The following is an 18764-nucleotide window of genomic DNA, read 5'->3' as shown; positions in this document are numbered from 1 at the left end:
GTGGCGTGCGGCGTAATCCGCGACTGTTCCACCAGCGGGCCGGGGCGACGCGGGGCCGGTACCGCACGGTTGGGAACGGGTGGTCCAGCGCCACGCCCAGCCATTCTCGCGGCAACGGCCAGGCACGTTCGTCGCCATCGGTGTCCGGCAGACGCCCGCACACACCTCCACGAATCAGCCGCTTGCCGCGATCGATCGGCGGATGGCTTCCATGACTGGACCGCGAGGCTGAAACTCGCGCCCGCTCAGCTCTCCGCCCATTGCCTGAGCAGGTTGTGATAGATGCCGGTGAGCGACAGCACGGTGCCGGCTTCGGCGCCGCTCGCGCTGAGCGACTGGATGGCCACATCCAGCTCGTACAGCAGGCGGCGCCGGCTGTCGTCGCGCACCAGGCTTTGCACCCAGAAGAACGCCGCCACGCGCGCGCCGCGCGTCACCGGCTGCACGCGGTGCAGGCTGCTGGAGGGGTAGATGATGGCGTCGCCGGCGGGCAGCTTCACTTCGTGCTCGCCGTAGGTGTCGCTGACGATCAGCTCGCCGCCGTCGTAGTCCTCCGGTGCGCTGAGGAACACCGTGCAGGAGATGTCGCTGCGCAGCTGCTCGCCGTTCGGCAGGGTCATCACCGAGCCGTCGACGTGCATGCCGTATTCGCCGCCGCCCTCGTAGCGGTTGAAGCGCGGCGGCAGCGTGCGCAGCGGCAGGGTGGCGGCGTGGTAGAGCGGATTCCTGGCCAGCGCGGCGAGCACCGTTTCGCCCAGTTGCCGACGCAGCGGCGAGGCGTCGGGCAACTGCCGGTTGCGCTTCACCTGCGCGCCCTGTGCGCCCACGGTCTCGCGGCCATCGGTCCAGTCGGCGGCATCGAGCGCGTCGCGCAGTTGCCGCAGCTGTCCGCGGCCGAGGATGTTGGGGATGTGGAGCAGCATGGCCGGTCTCGTCTTGGAGTAGGAGCGCACCCCGTGCGCGAAGGCTTTGGTGCCTGCTCGAAGTCGCGGGCAATTGCGTACGGGGCGTGCTCTTGCACGACGCTCGTCGCTCCGCCTGGCGCCATCAGAAGCGGAAGGTCGCCGTCAGCATGCCGGAGCGCGATACGCCCGGGATGTAGCGATAACCGCTCTTGTTGATCGACGCGGCGTATCGCTTGTCGAACAGGTTGTAGAGGTTGAGTTGCAGGTCGAGGTGCCGGTTGACCGGATAGGTCGCCATGGCGTCGAACACCCAATAAGCGTCCACGTATGTCGGCGTGCCGATTGCGCCGTCGGCGCCGCGCTGCATTTCGCCGGAGTAGCGCGCGCCGCCGCCGATGACGAGGCCGAACGGCAGGCGGTAGGTGGTCCAGCTGGTGAACGCGCGCTTCGGCGTGTAGGCCAGCACGTTGGAGCCGTCGGCGGCGGGCGCCGAGCCGCTGGTGGCGCCGCTGAGGGCGCCATGGCTGGTGCTGGTGTGCATGCTGGTGAAGCCGGCATTGACCGCCCATTTCTTGGTGAGCTGGCCGACGGCGGTGAGCTCCACACCCTGCACGCGCTTGTTGCCGATCTGCTGCCACAGCAGCCTGGTGGGATCCTGTTCCAGTTCGTTGCTGACCGTGGTGCGATAGAGCGCGGCGGTGAGCAGCAGGCGCTCGTCGAACAGGTTCCACTTCGTGCCCGCTTCGGCGGTGCGGGACTTCTGCGGGTCGAGTGCGGGATTGTCCACGCTGTTCGCGGATGCGCTGAGCGACAGGCTGTTGCCGCCCGGCGGTTGTGCGGCGGTGGCGAGGTTCGCGTAGATGCTGCCGCTTTCCGCCGGCTTGTAGATCACGGCGAACTGCCAGCTGGACAGGTTGCCGGACGCGCGGGCATCCATGCCGGGCACGACGGTGCCGGTGGGCAGGCTGCCGCAGGCCGGCGTGCTCCTGCCGCCGCAGGCCACTGCGCTGCCGAAATCGGTGCGGTAGTGGTCAAGACGCGCGCCGGCATTGACCTGCCAATGTGCGTCGAACTTCAGCGTGTCGAACACGTAGGCGCCTGCCGTATCGGTCCTGCCACGCGTCCAGCCGCCGTTGGGGCCGTAGACCAACGGGGTGGAGATGTCGGGGTTGGGGGCATACAGGCTGGCGGCCGGCCAGGTGCTGCCGTCCAGCGCGGCCAGCGTGACCGTGTCCACCTTCTCCCGGCTCAGCTCGATGCCGGTGCTCAGGTTGTGCGTGACCGAACCGGTGGCCAAGCTGGCGGTGAGGTTGAGCTGGTTGGCGACGATGCGGTTGGTCTGGTCCTTGAAGTTCGGGTTGCTGCGCGCAACCGTCCAAGTCGAATAGTCGCGCGGATCGGGCGTGCCGAGGTGGGCTGCGGTGGCGGTGAACGAGGTCAGCAGGTAGTCCTCGTGCGTGCGGCCCCAGCGCAGGGTGTCGTGCAGCGACGCGTCTTCCGAGAAGTCGTGCTGCAGGATCGCGGTGAACATGTCCTCCACGACGTGGTCGCGGTCCTGGTCGGTGCCGTAGAAGTTGCCCGGATCGACCCTGGGTGCGTTACCGATGAACGGCCGCGCGGGGTCGGGGCTGCGGTAGCCGGGCAGGCCGATGGTGGGGATGCCGCCATCGGGCACGTTGTCCTGCTTCACGTGCAGGTCGTCGAGGTACACGCGCGTGGGTGTGCCCAGCCCGAAGGCCAGTGAGGGCGCCACGCCCCAGCGCTTGTTATTCACCTCGTCGCGGCCGGGCGCGCCGCTGTCCTGGCCGAGCACGTTGAGGCGAAAGGCAGCGTTGTTGCCGATCTGCCGGTTCCAGTCGACGGTGGCGCGCTTCTGGCCGGCGCTGCCCCCGGACAGCGAACCCGACGTCGCGTTGCCGGGTTGCGGCTGCTTGGTGGCCAGGTTGACCGCACCGGAGGGAGCGGTGCGGCCGTACTCGGTGCTGTCCGGGCCCTTGGTCACTTCGACCTGCTCGACGTTGAACACGTCGCGCGAGATCGTGCCGAGGTCGCGCACGCCATCCACGAAGATGCTGCCGGAGGTGTCGAAGCCGCGCATGAAGATGGCGTCGCCGGTGCTGGTGGAGCCGTTCTCGCCCGCGAAGAACGTGCCCACGCCGGGGGTGTTGCGCAGCGCTTCGGTGAGCGTGGTGGCGCCCTGTTCGCGGATCAGCTCGTTGCTGATGACGACGATGGTTTGCGGCGTGTCCACCAGCGGCTGGGTGAATTTCGGCGAGGAGAGCTGATCGACCTTGTACGGCACGACGGTGCCTTCCACTGTAACGCCTTGCAGGCGCCTGGCCGTGGCGACCTGGGCGTCGGTGGTGGGTGGCGAAGCATCGGTTGCCATGGCCGGCAGCGCCAGCGCAAGACTGGTCGCCAGCGTCGCGGCGGTGAGCGAGGGCGCGGCGCCACGGCGCACCACGGGATGCTTGCGGCTCTTGACGAAGTCCATCGATGAAAAGCTCCACGGCGGTTCGGAATGACGGGCAGGGAACGACCGCCTTCGCTTGTCGCGATGACGTGGTGGACCCGCACGGATTGGCGGCGAGGTTAATTCAAACGAGAATGATTCGCAATATCCTGTGAGGGCGATTGGCCGAGTCCGCTCCCCCGCGGCGACTCGGCAGCGGCGAGTCGTGGCGCTACGCTTGAACGGATATCGACAAGAGGAGAGTGAGCCATGCGCATCCTGATCGTGGGCGCCGGCGCCACCGGCGGCTATTTCGGCGGGCGCCTGCTGCAGGCAGGGCGGGACGTAACCTTCCTGGTGCGCGAAAAGCGCGCGGCGCTGCTGGCGCAGAACGGCCTGCGCATCCGCAGTGCGCTGGGCGACGCGGACATCGCCGCGCCGCCCACCGCCACCGCCGCCACGCTGCGCGAGCCTTTCGACCTGGTGCTGCTGGGCTGCAAGGCCTGGGACCTGCCGCAGGCGATCGAGGATCTCGCGCCGGCCGTGGGCGAACACGGTGCGGTGCTGCCGATCCTGAACGGCATGCGCCAGCTCGACCTGCTCGACGCGCGTTTCGGCGCCGCGCGTGTGCTGGGCGGGCAATGCGTGATCGCCGCCACGCTGGACGCCGACGGCACGGTGCGCCACCTCAACCGTTCGCATAGCCTTGGCTTCGGCGAACGCGACGGCAGCGACTCGGAGCGTGTGCAGCGCATCGCGCAGGCGATGGCCGGTGCGAACTTCGAGGCGCGCGCAAGCGGCCATGTCGTGCAGGACATGTGGGACAAGTGGGTCTTCCTAGCCAGCCTTGCCGGCATCACCTGCCTGATGCGCGCGCCGGTGGGCGACATCGTGGCGGCACCCGGCGGCCGCGATGCCGCACTCGCGCTGCTCGACGACTGCCGCCGTACCGCTGCAGCCTGGGGCCATGAGCCTGCGCCCAAGGTGCTGCAGCGGGCGCAGGAGATGCTGACCGAGGCGGGTTCGGCGTTCAGCGCCTCGATGATGCGCGACCTGGAGCACGGCGGCCGCGTCGAGGCCGACCATGTGCTGGGCGACCTGCTGGCGCGCGCCGGGTCGCGAGGCGTGGAGACGCCGCTGTTGCGGCTGGCCTACGCCCACCTGAAGGCCTACGAGGCCCGGCGCGCGCACGGATGAAGCGTCGGAGCGGCATGGCGCCAGGCGGCCGCAGCCGCCCGGCGATCCATGGCCCGGATGAAGCGGGCCTGCTTACTGCACCTTCGCCAGCTTCGCCCTGAGCTGCACGCCGGACATGAGAAAGCCCACGTGGCACTCGTAGTTCTGGCTGTCGCGGTATTCGCTGCCGTTGTAGTCGCTGACGATGTCGGTGACCGCGTTGGCGCCGGAACTTTTCGCGTCGGCCTGCAGGGCGATCAGCGCGGACTGCAGCGCCCAGTCGCAGGTGACCTGGTCCTTCTTGCCGAAGGCGTTGGTCTTGCGGGTGATGTCCACGTTGTCGTTCACCACCGTGACCTTGCCGGCCGGCGCAGTGCCGGCAAGGTAGAACTTCACGCTGCCGTCCAGCTTGCCGCTGGCGGTGGCGGCCTTCACCGCGTTGTCGAAGGCGAGGTGCACCACCTTGTCGGCGGCGTGGCTGGCCACGGGCAGGGCGGCGAGCAGGGCGGCGAGAGCGAGGGTCTTGGCATTCATGCGGTGCTACTCCTTGCGGTTGGAAAGGTGCGCCTTCAGCACAGGCCGCCGTTGACGGCGAGCACCTGGCGGGTGATGTAGCCGGCCTCGCGGCCAAGCAGGAAGGCCACGGCGGCGGCGACTTCCTCGGGCGTGCCGGCGCGCTGCGCGGGAATGGCTTTCAGGATTTCCTCGACGGGTACGTCGGCGTCGAGCATGTCGGTGTCGATCAGCCCCGGCGCCACGCAATTGACCGTGATCCTGCGCTTGGCCAGCTCCACCGCCAGCGCCTTCGCCGCGCCGATCACGCCGGCCTTCGATGCGCTGTAGTTGACCTGGCCGCGGTTGCCGACCAGGCCCGACACCGAGGTGATGCAGACGATGCGGCCCGGCGCGCGGCGGCGGATCATCGGCATCACCAGCGGGTGCAGCACGTTGTAGAAACCGTCGAGGTTGGTGCGCAGCACACGATCCCAGTCGTCGTCGGTGAGCGCGGGGAACGCGCCGTCACGCGTGAGCCCGGCGTTGCACACCACACCGTAGGGCGCGCCGTGTCGTTCCAGGTCCGCTTCCAGCGCGATGCGGCAGGCCGCGCGGTCGGCGACGTCGAACTGCAGCACGCGCGCAGCACGGCCCATGCGTTCGATCTCCGCCCGCACCGCTTCGGCCTCGTCGCGCTTCGCGCGGCAATGCAGGGCGAGGTCGTAGCCGGCCTGCGCCAGCCGCAGTGCGATCGCGCGGCCGATGCCGCGGCTGGAGCCGGTGACGAGGACGGTGTCGGTCATGGAGCGGTATCCATCTGGAACAAGCGGCTGGCGTCGGGCGGGCTGAACACGGTGAGGCGCGCCTCGGCCAGCACTCCGGGCGCCGCGATGCGGCAGGCGAACACGCCCATGCCGCTGTCGTCGTGGAAGTCGCGCCGCGCCTCGATGAGCAGCTCGCTGCCCGGCGCAAACGCGGCCACGTTGCAGACGTAGTGGCGGGTGCCCAGCAGGAAACCCAGCCGTACCGGCTCGCCCGCCGCCTTCGCGCGGCAGCCTGCCCAGGCGGCGATCGCCTGCGCCATCAGTTCCACGCCAACCCACGCGGGCAGCGAACCGCCGGCCTCGTGGAACAGGCCGCCGGCGGGCACGCGGCGGCGGCACAGCGCATGCTCGGGGCCGTGCTCCAGCACCGCGTCGAGCAGGATCATGTCACCCGCGTGCGGCAGCAGCTCCTCGATCGGCCAAGACGTCATGCGGCGTCTCCCAGGATCAGGCAGGCGTTGTTGCCGCCGAAGGCGAACGAGCTGCTCATCAACCGGCGGGGTTTGGCGCTCGGCAGGCGTGCGCCGGCCTCGACGAAATGCAGCGCGGGGAGTCCGGGGTCCGCCAGGCCGTCCCAGCGCTGCGGCGGCAGGCGGCCATCGTGCAGGCTGAGCCAGCAGAACGCCGCCTCCAGCGCGCCAGCGGCGGCGAGCGTGTGGCCGGTGAGTGGCTTGGTGGACGAGCAAGGCACGCCGCGCGGGAACACAGCGGTTACCGCCGCCGCCTCCATCGCGTCGTTGTGCGCTGTGGCCGTGCCGTGCAGGTTGAGGTAGTCGATCTGCGCGGCATCGAGCCGTGCTTCGGCCAGCGCATGGCGCATCGCCGCGATGGCGCCGCGGCCTTCGGGGTCGGGCGAGGACATGTGGTGCGCGTCCGAGCTTGCCCCCGCACCGAGCAGTTGCACCGTGCCGTGCTCGCGCGTCATCAGGAACAGCGCGGCGGCCTCGCCGATGTTGATGCCGCGCCGCTCGCGCGAGAACGGGTTGCAGCGCGCGGGGTCCATCGCGCCCAGTGCGTGGAACCCGTTCAGCGGCAGCCGCGCCAACGTATCCACGCCGCCGCAGATCACCGCGTCGCAGAGACCGGCCTGCAGCAACCGCTGCGCGCTGGCGAGCGCACGGGCGCCGGCGGTGCAGGCGGTGGAGATCGCGTAGCACGGGCCGGCCAGTTCCAGCCATTCGGCGAGGAACTCGGCGGGGCCGGCCAGCTCCTGGTGCGCGTAGCGGTAGTCCGCCGGCCAGGCGCCGTCCTGGCGACGCGCGGCGAGCCCGCGGGTGGCCTCCTCGATGCCGCCGGTGCTGGTGCCCAACACCACGCCGATGCGTTCGCTGCCGTAACGCGCGATGACCGCCCGGACGTCCGTTTCGATTTCCCGCGCCGCGGCCAGCAGCAGGCGGTTGCAGCGGTTGTCGCGCGGGGGCGCCAGCGGCGCGGGGATCGCGGGCAGCGTCGCGCGCACCGCGCCCAGCGGCGGCGCATGACCGGGAATCCAGCCGGCCTCCGCATGCAGGCCGCCCGTGTCGCCGGCGAACAGCGTTTCGGCCACCGCGGCCTTGCCCGCGCCCAGCGCGCAGACCACGCCCAGCGCGTTGAGGTAGGTGGCGCTCATGCGGGCTTGCGCGCGGCCACGTTCACCAGCGTTTCCTCGCGCCGGCCCGGTGGCGGCGGCGCACGCAGGCCCCAGCGTTCGAGCAGGCCGAAATCCCCGGCGCGGCTCCACCAGAGGTAGGGCAGCGAGATGTTGGCGTCGTCGAACGCGAAGCCCTGCGCGCGCAGCATGGCGAGGTAGCCGTCGGCGCTCTTCTGCACGTGCATCGGGTGGCGGAAGAACCAGCGGATCACCCAGGTGTCGATGTAGGCCTTGGTGGATTCGGCGAACAGCAGCCGTCCGCCGGGTTTCAGCACCCGCCAGAACTCGGCCAGCGCGCGCTCCTGTTCCACCAGGTGGTGGAAGGTCTGGTGGCAGAACAGCACGTCCACGCTGGCGTCGGGCAGGTCGATGCGCGCGCAGTCGGCGGCGATCAGCTCCACGTCGATGCCTTCGCGCTGCGCCTCGGCGCGCGACAGCGCCAGGCTGTGCGGATCGGCGTCCAGCCCGATCAGCCGCTCGGGTGCGAAGGCCGCCTGCAGCAGGCGGAACGACTTGCCCTGGCCGCAGCCCACGTCGAGCAGCACGCCGCCGCGCGGCAGCGGCTCGCCGACGAGGCGCTTCAGGTCGTTGATCGCCACTCGCAGCACGTGGTGCTGCCAGGTGCGGGTGGCGAGGAAGCGGAAGCCGATGCGGGTTTCTTCGACGTAGGTTGGGCTGGCGTAGGTCATGGTTCTTGTTGAAGAGTGCGGCCATGGATGGCCGCCCATTTGATCTTTGCGATCATGGATGATCGCCCGGAATACAGCAGTGCGGCCATGGATGGCCGCCCGTTTGATCTTTGCGATCATGGATGATCGCCCGGAATACAGCAGTGCGGCCATGGATGGCGGCCCATTTGATCTTTGCGATCATGGATGATCGCCGGAAATACAGCAGTGCGGCCACGGATGGCCACGCGTTTGATTCCCGCGGTCACGGATGATCGCTGGAAACACAGGCGGAAATGCACGCCTCCACGGCGTTCACCAGTGCGGAAGGCGAGACCAGCTGCATCGCGCCGTCGGCGAGGCGCACCGCCACCTGCACGGTGCTGGCGCGGGTGAGGCGCTCGCCGCTTCCGGTGTCGCTGATGACGTAGTGGATCTTCAGGCGGTTCTGCCACTCAACCAGGCTGGCGCGCACCGTAAGGCGCTGGCCGAAGCGCGCGGCGCGCGCGTAGCGCAGCTGCAGGTCGATCACCGGCCACACGTAGCCGGCGGCCTTCATCTGCGCGTAGTCGTGGCCGATGAGCTCGAGCAGGGCGCAGCGCGCGATTTCCAGGTACTTCACGTAATGGCCGTGCCACACCACGTCCATCGAGTCGACGTCGAAGAACGGCACCACGACCTCGGTGTCCACGTGCAACACGCCGGCGCTACGCATCGGCGGCCTCCCAGTACGCATAGAAGTTGAACCACTGCTGCGGCGCCAGCAGGCACCACTGCGCGAGGCGGTCGGCGTAGCGCTGCGCCCAACCGGCGATGGCGGCGTCGCGCTGGCCGCGCTCCCACGCGGGCGCGTCGAGGAAGCGCTCCAGCCGGATCTCGTAGCGCCCGGCGATCTTCAGGCAGCACATCAGGTTCACCGGACAGCCGAGCAGCCCGGCGAGCAGCCACGGGCCCTGCGCGAATGCGGCCGGGTGGCCGAGGAAGTCCACCGCGACGCGGCGGCCTGCGCGCAGCGGCACGCGGTCGCCGGCCATGGCCAGCCACTCGCCGCGATCGAGGCGCTGCGACAGGTCCAGCATCAGCGCGGCATCCAGCTCGCTGACCTGGATCAGCCGCATGCGCTGCTCGCCGGCTTCGCCGAGCAGGCGGTTGAAGTGTGCGACGTGGTGCGTGTGCACCAGCACGTTCAGCGGCACCTGCTCGCCCAGCTCGGCCAGCGCGCGGCAGACGTCGAGGTTGCCGAGATGTGTGCCGACCAGCAGCTGGCCGCGGCCGCCGCTGCGGCTGGCAAGCAGTTGCGCGCGCAGGCCGGCGGGGTCGAGCAGGTGCACCTGCTCCAGCCGCAGCGCGCCGCGCCACACGTCGAGGCGGTCGAGCAGGCAATCGGCGAAAGCCATGAACTGCGCGAACACGCGGCGCGGGGTGGGGCGCAGTTCGTCCCGTCCGCTCCAGGCGGCGAGGCGTTCCAGATATTCGCGGATGTTGCGCCGCGCACGGCGCCCGGTGAGGAAGAAATACAGCACGATCAGATGCAGCAGCGGCGACAGCAGGCGACGGCCACAGCAGCGCGCCACTAAGGCGGTGAAGCGCATCAGCAGCAGGCTGCCGCGCTCGCGCTGTGCGGACCAGTGCCTGGTAGCGGCGAGCTGTGCTTCGCTCATGCGCGCGGGTCCAGTACTAGGCGGCCGGAGGAATACGCGATGTCGCCTTCGCGATAGGCGAAGTGCAACTTGCCGCGCGCACGATCGTGGCGCAGCGTCAGCGTCACGCGGTCACCCGGCTGCAGCAGGCGCTGGAACTTCAGCGCCTCCATCTCGCGGCATCGCGGCGATGTGCCCAGCCGCGGCGCGGCCAGCTGCAGCGCCCAGGCCACCTGCACGACGCCGGGCAACACCGGGGCCCCGGGGAAATGGCCGGGGAAGTAGTCGAGGTCCGCCGGTACCGCAAGCTGCAGCGTGCAGCCGTCGCCGTCGCACTGCTCGCCAACGATCGTGGGATCGGTGCGGCGTGCGTTCATGCGCTTGCCCGCAGCCGCCGGCGCAGCAGCCACTCGCCCGCGAACAGCGGACCCATGATGAAGTAGACGATCAGGCCGTTGTACAGCGTCCACCATTTCAGCGGCGCCCACAGCGTCAGTGCGGCCGACATTCCGGCGTTGAACACGAAGAAGCCCACCCACACCCAGGTGACCTTGCGCGTGTAGGGAATGGCCGCCGCCGGCAGGTCCGGCTCGCGCACGCGGGCGATGCGCTCCACCACCGGCGGTCCGCAGGCCAGGCTCAGCCCGAACGTGAGCAGCAGGAACAGGCTGATGAGCGTGGGATACCAGCGCAGCAGCGAGGACTCGCCGCTGACGCCGAGCAGCGCGCAATAGGCCAGCGCCACGCCCAGCATCCAGCGCCCGCCGGGTTCGCGCCACAGGAACGGCGCGCGCAGCAGCCACACCGCCGCCAGCGCCAGCGCGAACACGTGCGGCGGCACCGTCTCCATGCCGAAGTAGACCAGGAACGGATACAGGACGCCGATCAGCGGCAGCAGGATGTCGATCAGCTTGCGCATGCGGCCTGCTGGCTGGCGACGAAGGCGGCGAGGCTGGCCACGCTGGCGAAGTGGCGGCGCGCGTCCTTGTCGTCCGAGGCGATGCGGATGTCGTAGCGCTTCTGCAGCGCCAGCGCCAGTTCCAGCGCATCGACGGAATCCAGCCCGAGTCCGTCGCCGAACAGCGGTTGCGACGGCGGAATGTCGGCGGGGGCGAGGTCTTCCAGGTTCAGCGTGTCGATGATCAGCTGGGCGATCTCGCGCTCCAGCGCGGTATGGGTCGGTGCGTTCACGAGGCGGCGAGCTCCTTGAGGAAGAGTTGGTGCAGGTGGTCGTTGAGCCGGCGCGAGGCAATCGGCAGCGGCGCGCCGGCGGCGAAGCGGGTTGGGTCGAACGGTTCGCCCACGCGCAGGCGCACCTGCACGCGGCGTTCGGGAATGCGATACCACGGCTCGGCCTTGGTCAGCGTGGTGGGCTCGACGCTGATGAACACCGGCGCGATGCTGCGCGCGCCGCGCAGCGCGATCGCCGCTGCGCCGCGATGGAACACCGGCGCGCAGCCCGGTGTGGTGCGCGTGCCTTCCGGAAACACCAGCAGGCACTGGCCTTCGCGCAGCACGGAGGCCGCGCGTTCGAGCATCTCCATGCTGCCGTCGTTGCCGATGTAGCGCGCCGCGCGCATCGGTCCGCGCGTGAAAGGGTTGCCGAGCAGGGCGGCCTTCACTACGCAGTTGGCCTGCGGCACCAGGCCGAGCAGGAACACCACGTCGATCAGCGAGGGGTGGTTGGCCACGATCATCTGGCCGGGCTGCCCCAGCCGTTCGATGCCTTCGGCCGCGATGTCCAGCACGCGGCTGCGCTGCATGAACCAGGCATGCAGGCGAAACGCGCGGCCGATGATCGCGCGCGCGCGGCGCCGGCGCGTGGGCGCATCGCCGGGAAGGCAGGTCGCCAGCGGCAGGACCAGCACGCGCAGCAGCAGGCCGCCCAGCCCGAACAGCACGAAGCTGGCGCCGGTGGCGACGAGACGCCAGGCCCAGGCGTCGCGGCGCTGGTTCAGCGGATACGTTGCCAGTTCCATCGGCGTGCCTTCCAGGTGTGTTGTGACGAGGTTTCGCCCGCGAGCAGGGCGCGCAGGAAATCCAGTGCGTGTGGCCACGGGCAGGGCGCCTCGCCGTCGCCGCGCGACTGCGCCAGCCGCCAGTCGCCGCCGACGGGTGTCGCCGCTGCCGTGTCGATCTTCCCCAATCGCAGCGCCACAGCATAGGAGAACGGCACGTCCGCGATCCACTGCGCGTAGGCCGGCGGCGGCAGCTCCTCGGCCACCACCACCAGCGCCGACGGCGCACCGGCGGCCAACTGCAGCGCACCCTCCAGCACGGCATGCTCGAAGGTGTCGGCCTCGCCGGCGATGGCCGCGGATTCGCCGCGCTGGCCGCGCAGGATCGACCACTGCCCCGCGATGGCGTTGTGCACGGAGAGGCCGAACCGGGTCGGCGACAGCGGCTGGTTTTCGACGATGTCGGAAAGCAGGGCCAGCGTCTGCGGGGTTTCGCCGTGGCGCGAGCCGAACACGAAGGGCAGTTGCTCGTGCTCGCCGCACAGCGGCCAGGCGGTTTCCAGGGTCATCCGCGCCAGCCGGCTCAGGCGGCGGCGTTGCAGGGCGGGCAGGAAGGCACACGCCGGTTGTGCCTGGCCGTCATCGGCCACGGCCTGCGGCGACGTTGCCCAGGCGCGCCAGTCCTGGGCGACGTGCAAGCCCGGCGCCCAGGCATGCCAAGCCTCGAGACGCACATCGATCATGCAGCGTCCTCCGCGTCGCGACGGAACAGCAGTGCGGCACAGCTGCCGCCGAAGCCGAAGCTGTTGCTGAGCGCGGCGTCGATGCGTTGCTCGCGGTTCGCGGCGAGCAGGGGCGCATCGGCGAAGCCTGGGTCGGGATCGTCCGGCGGCGCGCCGGCGGCAAGGAAATCGTGTTCCAGCATCAGCAGGCAGGCGATGGCGTCCAGCGCACCGGCGGCCTCGGGAGCGTGGCCGACGAGTCCCTTGATCGAGGACATCGGCGGCACTGTGGCGCCACGTCCGGCGAACACGGTTTCGATGGCGCACCACTCCGCGAGGTCGCCCTGCGTGCCGCACGCGTGTGCGTTGATGTAGCCGGGCAGGCAACCGGCGCGGTCCAGCGCCTGGCGCAGTGCGCGGGCGATGCCGTCCGCGCCGGGGCCGACCATGCCGGCGGCGTCGGTGGCGCTGCCGTAGCCGGCGAGTTCGGCCAGCACGCGGGCGCCGCGCGTCCGCGCATGCTCCAGCGACTCCAGCACCAGCACGCCGGCACCCGCGGCCAGCGCGAAGCCGTCGCGTTGGCGATGGAACGGGCGCGAGGCGTGCGAGGGTTCCGTCTGCGGCGACAGCGCCCCCATCGCGTCGAACCACATCGCGGTGCTGGGATGCAGCTCCGCGGCACCGCCGGCGAGCACCACGTTCTGCCGGCCGAGCTGGATCAGCTCCATCGCGTGGCCGATCGCGTGCGCCGCGCTGCTGCAGGCCGAACTGATCGTGCAGCTGCTGCCGCCGATGCCGTAGGCGAGCGCGAGGCTGGCCGACAGCGCGCCGCTCATGCCGCGGGGCACGATGAAGGGCGAGAGTTTCGCGATGCCCCTGCTGCGGTGGCTCGCCAGCGCTTCCTCGTGTTCGCTGAGCGCGGCGCCGCCGCCCAGAATCAGGCCACAGTCGGGCGCGGCGAGGCGTTCGGGTGACAGGCCGGCCTGCGCCAGCGCCTCGTTCGCGGCGTGCCAGGCGTAGCGCGCGGGCGCGGCGAAGAAACGGCGCAGCTTGCGCGGCGGTTCGGGCGGCAGCGCGGCCCCGTCCACCGGACCGCCCACGCTGCCGCGCATGCCGAGGGCGGCGAAGGCGTCCATCCGGCGCAGGCCGTGACGGCGCGTGCGCAGCGCATCGAGCAGCGCCGGCACCCCGGTGCCCACGCAGCTCACCGCACCCATGCCGGTGACCGCCACGCGCGGCAGGCCGTTGGCGTCGCGCAGGCGCATCAATCGATCGCCCGGAAGATCAGCGAGGTGTTGATGCCGCCGAACGCGAAGTTGTTGTTCATCACCACGTCGGTGGCGATGGCGCGGCCGTCGCCGGTGAGGTAGTCCAGCTCGGCGCAGTCGCTCGCGCGCTGGTCGAGGTTGAGCGTGGGCGCGAACCAGCCCGCGCGCATCATGGCGATCGCCCACCATGATTCCAGCGCACCGCAGGCGCCCAGCGTGTGGCCCACGTAGCTCTTCATCGCGCTGATCGGCACGCGCGCGCCCAGCACCTCGGCGGTGGCTTGGCTCTCGGCCACGTCGCCGCGGTCGGTGGCGGTGCCGTGGGCGCTGACGTAGCCGATGGCGCCGGCCGGCAAGCCGGCGTCGCCCAGTGCCAGGCGCATCGCCACCGCCATCGTCCCGGCAGTGGGCTGGGTGATGTGTGCGCCGTCGGAGTTGCAGCCGAAGCCGATCACTTCGGCATACAGCGTCGCGCCGCGCGCCTTCGCGTGCTCGTATTCCTCGAGCACCAGCGTGGTGGCGCCTTCGCCGACGACGAGGCCGTCGCGCTTCGCGTCGAACGGGCGCGGCGTGAGCCGCGGTTCGTCGTTGCGCGTGCTGGTGGCGAACAGCGTGTCGAACACCGCGGCGCCGGGGCCGGAGAGTTCCTCTGCGCCGCCGCAGAGCATCAGCTTCTGCCTGCCGTAACGGATCGCCTCGTAGCCGTAGCCGATGGCCTGGCTGCCCGAGGTGCAGGCGCTGGAGGTGGGAATGACGCGACCCTTCAGGCCGAAGAACACGCCCACGTTCACCGCCGTGGTGTGCCCCATCATCTGGATGTAGCTGGTGGCGGTGACGCCTTGCATGGAGCCGGTGTCCAGCATGCGGCCCATCACCCTCACCGGTTCCACGCTGCCGCCGGACGAGCCGTAGGCCACGCCCATGCGGCCGTCGCGGATCGAGGCGTCGTCGATGAGGCCGGCGTCGCGCAGCGCGTGTTCGCTGGCGGCCACGGCGAGTTGCGAGACGCGGCCCATCGAGCGCGTCTTCTGGCGCGGCCATGGCGGCGGCGCGAAATCGTCCACCGGGCAGCCGAGGCGACCGTTCAACGCGTCGAAGTAGTCCCACTCGTGCATGCGCCGCACGGCGTTGCGGCGCCCGCGCAGGCGCGCGGCGATCGTGGGCCAGTCGTGGCCCAGCGGCGTGATGCCGCCCATGCCGGTGACGACGACGCGTTTCATCGTGGCGACCTCGCGGAGGTGTCGGTGATGGCCCGGCTCGCCGGCACCAGCAATGCGGTGAACGCGATGCCGAACAGCAGGGTGAGGCCAAAGTCGCGCAGCGCCGGCGTCGAGCTCAGCGACAGCAGGCCGAAGGAGAGCAGGGCGGTGAGCGCGGAGAGCAGCACGCTGGCGTACATCGCGCCGGGCTTGTCGGCGGTGTGCGGCTCGCCCTCGTGCAGGAATACGGCATAGTTCGCGCCCACGCCCAGCACCAGCATCAGCGCCATCCCGTGGAACAGCGTGAGCGGCTGACCGAGGTAGCCCAGCGCGGCCAGCGTCAACGCGATGCCCAGCACCGGTGGCGTCAGCACGCGCGGCATGCGTCGCCAGCCGTAGCGCCAGCCGAACACGGGCACGATCAACAGGATTGCCGCGAGCAACCACACGCTGGCGTAGCGGCGGTAGCGGCCGAACAGCTGCGACACGCTGGCCGCCTTGTCGACCAGGCTCACGCCGGGCAGGCCGTCGGTGGCGTGGCGCAGCCGCGCATCGTCGTCGCCGCCCTGTGGCAGCACGATGGAACCGCAGCCGTGCGCGCCGCAGCCCATCCACAGGTAGCGGAACGGCGCGGCCATCGGCGTGTCCAGCCAGGCCTTGAAGTTCAGCGGCGTGCCGGGCCAGGCATCGGCGTAGGCCGTTGCGGCGGCAGTGCGCAATCCGCCGGCGACGAGCAGGGCCTGCAGGCGGGTGCGCTCGGCGCGCGTCCGCGCCTGTTGTGCGGAGGAAGGCTGGGCGTCCGGCGCGGCAACGATGCCCGACGCCTGCAGGCTGCGCGCGAGCAGGGCGTGGTCGGCCATCTGGCGCGCCTGCGAGGGCGCCATGCGGGCCAGGCCGATCCAGTCGCCGAGGCGGCCCTGGTGCACCAGCACCTGCAACCGCTGCTCCAGCAGCTCCTCGCGCTGCAGCGTCTGCTCGCTGCTGGCGCCCCGCACCAGGAAGAACCGGCTGCCGTTGCCGAGGCCGGTGATTTCGCGGATGCGGTGCTCCTGCGTCACCAGTGAGCGTGGCGGCGAGATCAGCAGGTGCACGTCGTCGTCATGGCCCAGGCGCCACCAGCCGGGCAGGGCGAGCAGCAGCAACAGCACGGCCAGCAGCCATCCGCGCCGACCGTGGCTGGCGCGGCCCACGCCGCGCTGCAGTGCCAGCGCCCAGCGCACCGGTGCCGCCGACAAGGGTCCAGCGGGGCGTTGCACGAGCGCCGGCAACAGCCAGAACACGCTGAGGCAGGCAGCCAGCATGCCGCTCATCGCGAACACCGCCATCTGGCGCAGCGCGGGGAACGGCACCAGGCCGAGCAGGGCGTAGCCCAGCAGCGAGGTGGCCAGCGCCAGCAGCAGGGCCGGGCGCACCTGGCGCAATCCGGCCGCGGCCTGCCAGCGCGGGCCCGCATTGGCGCGTGCGGTGAGGTACTGGATCGAATAGTCCACCGCCTCGCCCAGCAGCGCGGCACCGAACACCAGGGTCAGCAGGTAGATCTGTCCGAACACCAGCAGGCTGGCGACGGTGGCGAACGCCACGCCCGCCGCCGTGGACAGGAACGCCAGCAGCAGCGGCCCGGGCGAGCGGAACATGCCGATCAGCAGCAGCGCGATGCCGAGCGTGGAGATCCAGCCGACCAGGTGCACGTCGTGCTCCGCGCCGGCGCGCGCGGCGGCGGCGTAGAACACCGCACCGGTGCGCGATACGCGGGTGCCGGGCTGGTCGTGTTCGATCCGTCGGACGGCGTCGTCCACCGCCGCCAGCACGCGCCGCTGCTCGGCATCGTCGTAGGACGAGCCGGCCAGGGTGGCGGTCACCAGCACGCAGGTGCGGCCGTCGCGGTGCGCGACCAGCAGGTCGTCTTCCGGCAGCAGCGGCGAGCGGCTCCACGGCTGCCCGCCGAGCCAGTGCTGCAGCCAGCCGAACGGGTCGTCCTGCAGCGAGGTGCCCGTGCCGTCGACGAACGGCGCGTTCAGCCGTTGCGCCAGCGCCTGCGCCGGGTCGTAGTCGCGCGCCGTCATCGCGGCGCGGTCGGCGTCGGACAGCAGGAAGAAGCGGTGCGCCAGGTACGGCGCGACCACCTGCTTGAGGTCGAACGGCGGCAGCTCGGCGAGCACCGAGGCGAACACCTTGTGCGGCGCCAGTGCCTTGCCCAGCGCGCGGGCCGCGGCCTTGGCGCGGTCGTCGTCGGCGTTCTCCACCAGCAGCACGATGCGGTCGCCGTTGGCGTGGGCCAGGCGCTGCACCGCAGCCTCGGCCAGCGGCTGCTGTTCGGTGGCGGGCAGCATCGCCAGCAGGTCGGTCTGGATCGGCAGGCGGCCGCGCCCGAACAGCAGCCAGGCGCCCAGCGCGGCCACCAGCAGCAGGGCGACGGCGAACAGCCCGGCGCGCAGCGTGAGGCGCGATGTCATGGCAGGCCGAGCGCGCGCTTTTCCAGGCCACTCAGCGCGCCGGCGTCGCGGGTCCGGTTGAAGCGGATGTCGGTGTCGCCGCCGTCGCGCATGGCGATGCGGATGCCTTCCAGGTACGCGTCGCCGCTCAGCTCGATGCTGCCCAGCACGCGCGCCATGCGCTCCTGCTTCGGCACCAGCCGCAGCGTCCATTGCGCGGCGCTGCCGCTGGCAGCGATGTGGAACTGGCGGCGCACCTCGTCGGCGCGGCCGGCCAGCATCGCCTGCAGCATCTGCGAGATCCGGGTCACGCCGCGTGCGTCACGCATCGGATGCGGTTGGCCCTGCGGACCGATGCGCGCGGCCTGCGTGCCGGTGAACGCCAGGGTTTCCGCAAACGGGGTCCGTGTCTGCCACAGCATGCCGTGGCCCAGCACGAACAGCAGCTGGCCCTGGCTCACCTGGGGCTTCTCCAGCGCCGGGTTGCTGCGGGTCTGGGTGAAGTCGGCGCGCACCGCCGTGTGCTGGCCCAGCGCGGCCAGCACGCTTTGCAGCAGGGCGTCGTCGGCCTGCGCGCGCGCGAACGGCGCAAAAAGGCACAGCAACAGCAGGAACGTCATGCGACGCATGGGCTTTCTCCACGGAGGCGGCGCCCCAACAACCGCGGCGCACGGGGCAGCATGCCAAGCAGCAGCCGCGTGTGCATCGCCGAGATGCGCAGGTTGTCGCGGAACATGCGGAAGTGGGACAACCCATCTTCCGGATAGGTCACACGGGTCGGCAGGTTGGCCACCGGCACGCCGCGCCAGACCAGCCGTACGGCGATCTCGGTATCGAAGTCCATGCGCGCGGGCGGCAGCTTGCGTTCGATCTCCGCGCAGGCGGCCGCCAGCGGATACAGGCGGTAACCGCACATCGAGTCGCGGATCGCCAGCGACAGCGTTTCCAGCCAGACGCAGGCATGGGTGACATAGCGCCCGTACAGGCGCGCCCGCGGCACGCTGGTGTCGTAGACGGGGGCGCCGCAAACCAGTGCGTGCGGATGCGCGCGGCCGGCATCGAGGAAGCGCGGCACGTCGCTGGTGTCGTGCTGGCCGTCGGCGTCGATCTGCAGCGCGTGGCTGTAGCCGGCTTCGCGCGCGGCAAGCAGGCCGGTGCCGATGGCGCGGCCCTTGCCCTGGTTGCGGGGCAGCCGCAGCAGGCGGACTTCGTCGGTGTCGCGCGCCAGCGCGTCGAGCACGCCGCGGGTGGGCTCGTCGCTGCCGTCGTCGACGATCAGCACCGGCAGGCCGTGTGCGCGCAACGCCCGCACGGCGGCAGCGATGGTGCTGCCGTGGTTGTAGATAGGGATCAGCGCGCAGGGGGCGAAGCGGCCGTGGACGTCCGGCATGGCCC

21 protein-coding genes are annotated in these 18764 nt (G+C 70.9%); 1 reads left to right on the top strand and 20 read right to left on the bottom strand.

All coding sequences use genetic code 11. From position 1 onward, the window contains the following. Window positions 1–245 precede the first annotated feature (245 nt). A complete protein-coding gene (locus ACQGNW_RS17115) occupies window positions 246–923 on the bottom strand; it encodes a Fe2+-dependent dioxygenase (RefSeq protein WP_426664587.1) in 678 nt (225 codons plus the stop codon). 124 nt (window positions 924–1047) lie between these two features. Beyond that, on the bottom strand, window positions 1048–3399 hold the full coding sequence (locus ACQGNW_RS17110; RefSeq protein ID WP_426664586.1) for a catecholate siderophore receptor Fiu: 2352 nt from the start codon (window positions 3397–3399) through the stop codon (window positions 1048–1050). Window positions 3400–3627: 228 nt separating this feature from the next. Between ACQGNW_RS17110 and panE the strand changes: the two genes are divergently transcribed. Next, window positions 3628–4554: a 2-dehydropantoate 2-reductase gene (panE, locus tag ACQGNW_RS17105; RefSeq protein ID WP_426664585.1), complete on the top strand. Its 927-nt coding sequence runs from the start codon at window positions 3628–3630 to the stop codon at window positions 4552–4554. 72 nt (window positions 4555–4626) lie between these two features. On the opposite strand, the gene ACQGNW_RS17100 is transcribed toward panE, so the two are convergent. The 18 genes from ACQGNW_RS17100 to ACQGNW_RS17015 are packed head-to-tail and all read right to left on the bottom strand — an operon-like array spanning window position 4627 to window position 18759. Then, on the bottom strand, window positions 4627–5067 hold the full coding sequence (locus tag ACQGNW_RS17100; RefSeq protein WP_426664584.1) for an excinuclease: 441 nt from the start codon (window positions 5065–5067) through the stop codon (window positions 4627–4629). Between the two features lie 35 nt (window positions 5068–5102). Next, complete coding sequence (gene fabG, locus ACQGNW_RS17095; RefSeq protein ID WP_426664583.1) at window positions 5103–5831, bottom strand: 3-oxoacyl-ACP reductase FabG; 729 nt, start codon at window positions 5829–5831, stop codon at window positions 5103–5105. After that, window positions 5828–6283 carry a hotdog family protein gene (locus ACQGNW_RS17090; protein WP_426664582.1) on the bottom strand — a complete coding sequence of 152 codons (456 nt, stop codon included), beginning with the start codon at window positions 6281–6283 and terminating at the stop codon, window positions 5828–5830. The genes fabG and ACQGNW_RS17090 overlap by 4 nt, the downstream gene beginning before the upstream one ends. Continuing rightward, the gene (locus ACQGNW_RS17085) at window positions 6280–7461 is read right to left on the bottom strand and encodes a beta-ketoacyl-[acyl-carrier-protein] synthase family protein (RefSeq protein ID WP_426664581.1); all 1182 of its coding nucleotides are present in this window, start codon (window positions 7459–7461) and stop codon (window positions 6280–6282) included. The genes ACQGNW_RS17090 and ACQGNW_RS17085 overlap by 4 nt, the downstream gene beginning before the upstream one ends. Beyond that, complete coding sequence (locus ACQGNW_RS17080; RefSeq protein ID WP_426664580.1) at window positions 7458–8171, bottom strand: class I SAM-dependent methyltransferase; 714 nt, start codon at window positions 8169–8171, stop codon at window positions 7458–7460. The genes ACQGNW_RS17085 and ACQGNW_RS17080 overlap by 4 nt, the downstream gene beginning before the upstream one ends. A gap of 52 nt (window positions 8172–8223) precedes the next feature. Beyond that, on the bottom strand, window positions 8224–8355 hold the full coding sequence (locus ACQGNW_RS17075) for a hypothetical protein (RefSeq protein WP_426664579.1): 132 nt from the start codon (window positions 8353–8355) through the stop codon (window positions 8224–8226). 60 nt (window positions 8356–8415) lie between these two features. Next, window positions 8416–8865 carry an acyl-CoA thioesterase gene (locus ACQGNW_RS17070; RefSeq protein ID WP_426664578.1) on the bottom strand — a complete coding sequence of 150 codons (450 nt, stop codon included), beginning with the start codon at window positions 8863–8865 and terminating at the stop codon, window positions 8416–8418. Then, window positions 8858–9811, bottom strand: a complete 954-nt coding sequence (locus ACQGNW_RS17065; RefSeq protein WP_426664577.1) for a lysophospholipid acyltransferase family protein — start codon at window positions 9809–9811, stop codon at window positions 8858–8860. The genes ACQGNW_RS17070 and ACQGNW_RS17065 overlap by 8 nt, the downstream gene beginning before the upstream one ends. After that, the gene (locus tag ACQGNW_RS17060) at window positions 9808–10167 is read right to left on the bottom strand and encodes a 3-hydroxyacyl-ACP dehydratase FabZ family protein (protein WP_426664576.1); all 360 of its coding nucleotides are present in this window, start codon (window positions 10165–10167) and stop codon (window positions 9808–9810) included. Before ACQGNW_RS17060 ends, ACQGNW_RS17065 begins: the two co-directional genes overlap by 4 nt. Further along, complete coding sequence (locus tag ACQGNW_RS17055; RefSeq protein ID WP_426664575.1) at window positions 10164–10709, bottom strand: COG4648 family protein; 546 nt, start codon at window positions 10707–10709, stop codon at window positions 10164–10166. The genes ACQGNW_RS17060 and ACQGNW_RS17055 overlap by 4 nt, the downstream gene beginning before the upstream one ends. Beyond that, window positions 10697–10981, bottom strand: a complete 285-nt coding sequence (locus ACQGNW_RS17050; RefSeq protein ID WP_426664574.1) for a phosphopantetheine-binding protein — start codon at window positions 10979–10981, stop codon at window positions 10697–10699. The genes ACQGNW_RS17055 and ACQGNW_RS17050 overlap by 13 nt, the downstream gene beginning before the upstream one ends. Further along, entirely contained in the window at window positions 10978–11769 is a 792-nt protein-coding gene (locus ACQGNW_RS17045; RefSeq protein ID WP_426664573.1) for a lysophospholipid acyltransferase family protein, read from the bottom strand. The genes ACQGNW_RS17050 and ACQGNW_RS17045 overlap by 4 nt, the downstream gene beginning before the upstream one ends. Further along, entirely contained in the window at window positions 11745–12491 is a 747-nt protein-coding gene (locus ACQGNW_RS17040; protein ID WP_426664572.1) for a beta-ketoacyl synthase chain length factor, read from the bottom strand. The genes ACQGNW_RS17045 and ACQGNW_RS17040 overlap by 25 nt, the downstream gene beginning before the upstream one ends. Then, window positions 12488–13735: a beta-ketoacyl-[acyl-carrier-protein] synthase family protein gene (locus ACQGNW_RS17035; protein WP_426664570.1), complete on the bottom strand. Its 1248-nt coding sequence runs from the start codon at window positions 13733–13735 to the stop codon at window positions 12488–12490. Before ACQGNW_RS17035 ends, ACQGNW_RS17040 begins: the two co-directional genes overlap by 4 nt. Further along, a complete protein-coding gene (locus ACQGNW_RS17030; RefSeq protein ID WP_426664568.1) occupies window positions 13735–14958 on the bottom strand; it encodes a beta-ketoacyl-ACP synthase in 1224 nt (407 codons plus the stop codon). Before ACQGNW_RS17030 ends, ACQGNW_RS17035 begins: the two co-directional genes overlap by 1 nt. Then, entirely contained in the window at window positions 14955–17390 is a 2436-nt protein-coding gene (locus ACQGNW_RS17025; RefSeq protein ID WP_426664566.1) for an MMPL family transporter, read from the bottom strand. The genes ACQGNW_RS17030 and ACQGNW_RS17025 overlap by 4 nt, the downstream gene beginning before the upstream one ends. Beyond that, window positions 17387–17998: a LolA family protein gene (locus ACQGNW_RS17020; RefSeq protein WP_426664564.1), complete on the bottom strand. Its 612-nt coding sequence runs from the start codon at window positions 17996–17998 to the stop codon at window positions 17387–17389. Before ACQGNW_RS17020 ends, ACQGNW_RS17025 begins: the two co-directional genes overlap by 4 nt. Then, window positions 17986–18759: a glycosyltransferase family 2 protein gene (locus ACQGNW_RS17015; protein ID WP_426664562.1), complete on the bottom strand. Its 774-nt coding sequence runs from the start codon at window positions 18757–18759 to the stop codon at window positions 17986–17988. Before ACQGNW_RS17015 ends, ACQGNW_RS17020 begins: the two co-directional genes overlap by 13 nt. Window positions 18760–18764: the final 5 nt, after the last annotated feature.

The sequence above is a fragment of the Rhodanobacter aciditrophus genome (genome assembly GCF_050026795.1).
Lineage (GTDB): Bacteria > Pseudomonadota > Gammaproteobacteria > Xanthomonadales > Rhodanobacteraceae > Rhodanobacter_A.
This window is presented reverse-complemented; position numbering and strand designations above follow the sequence as displayed.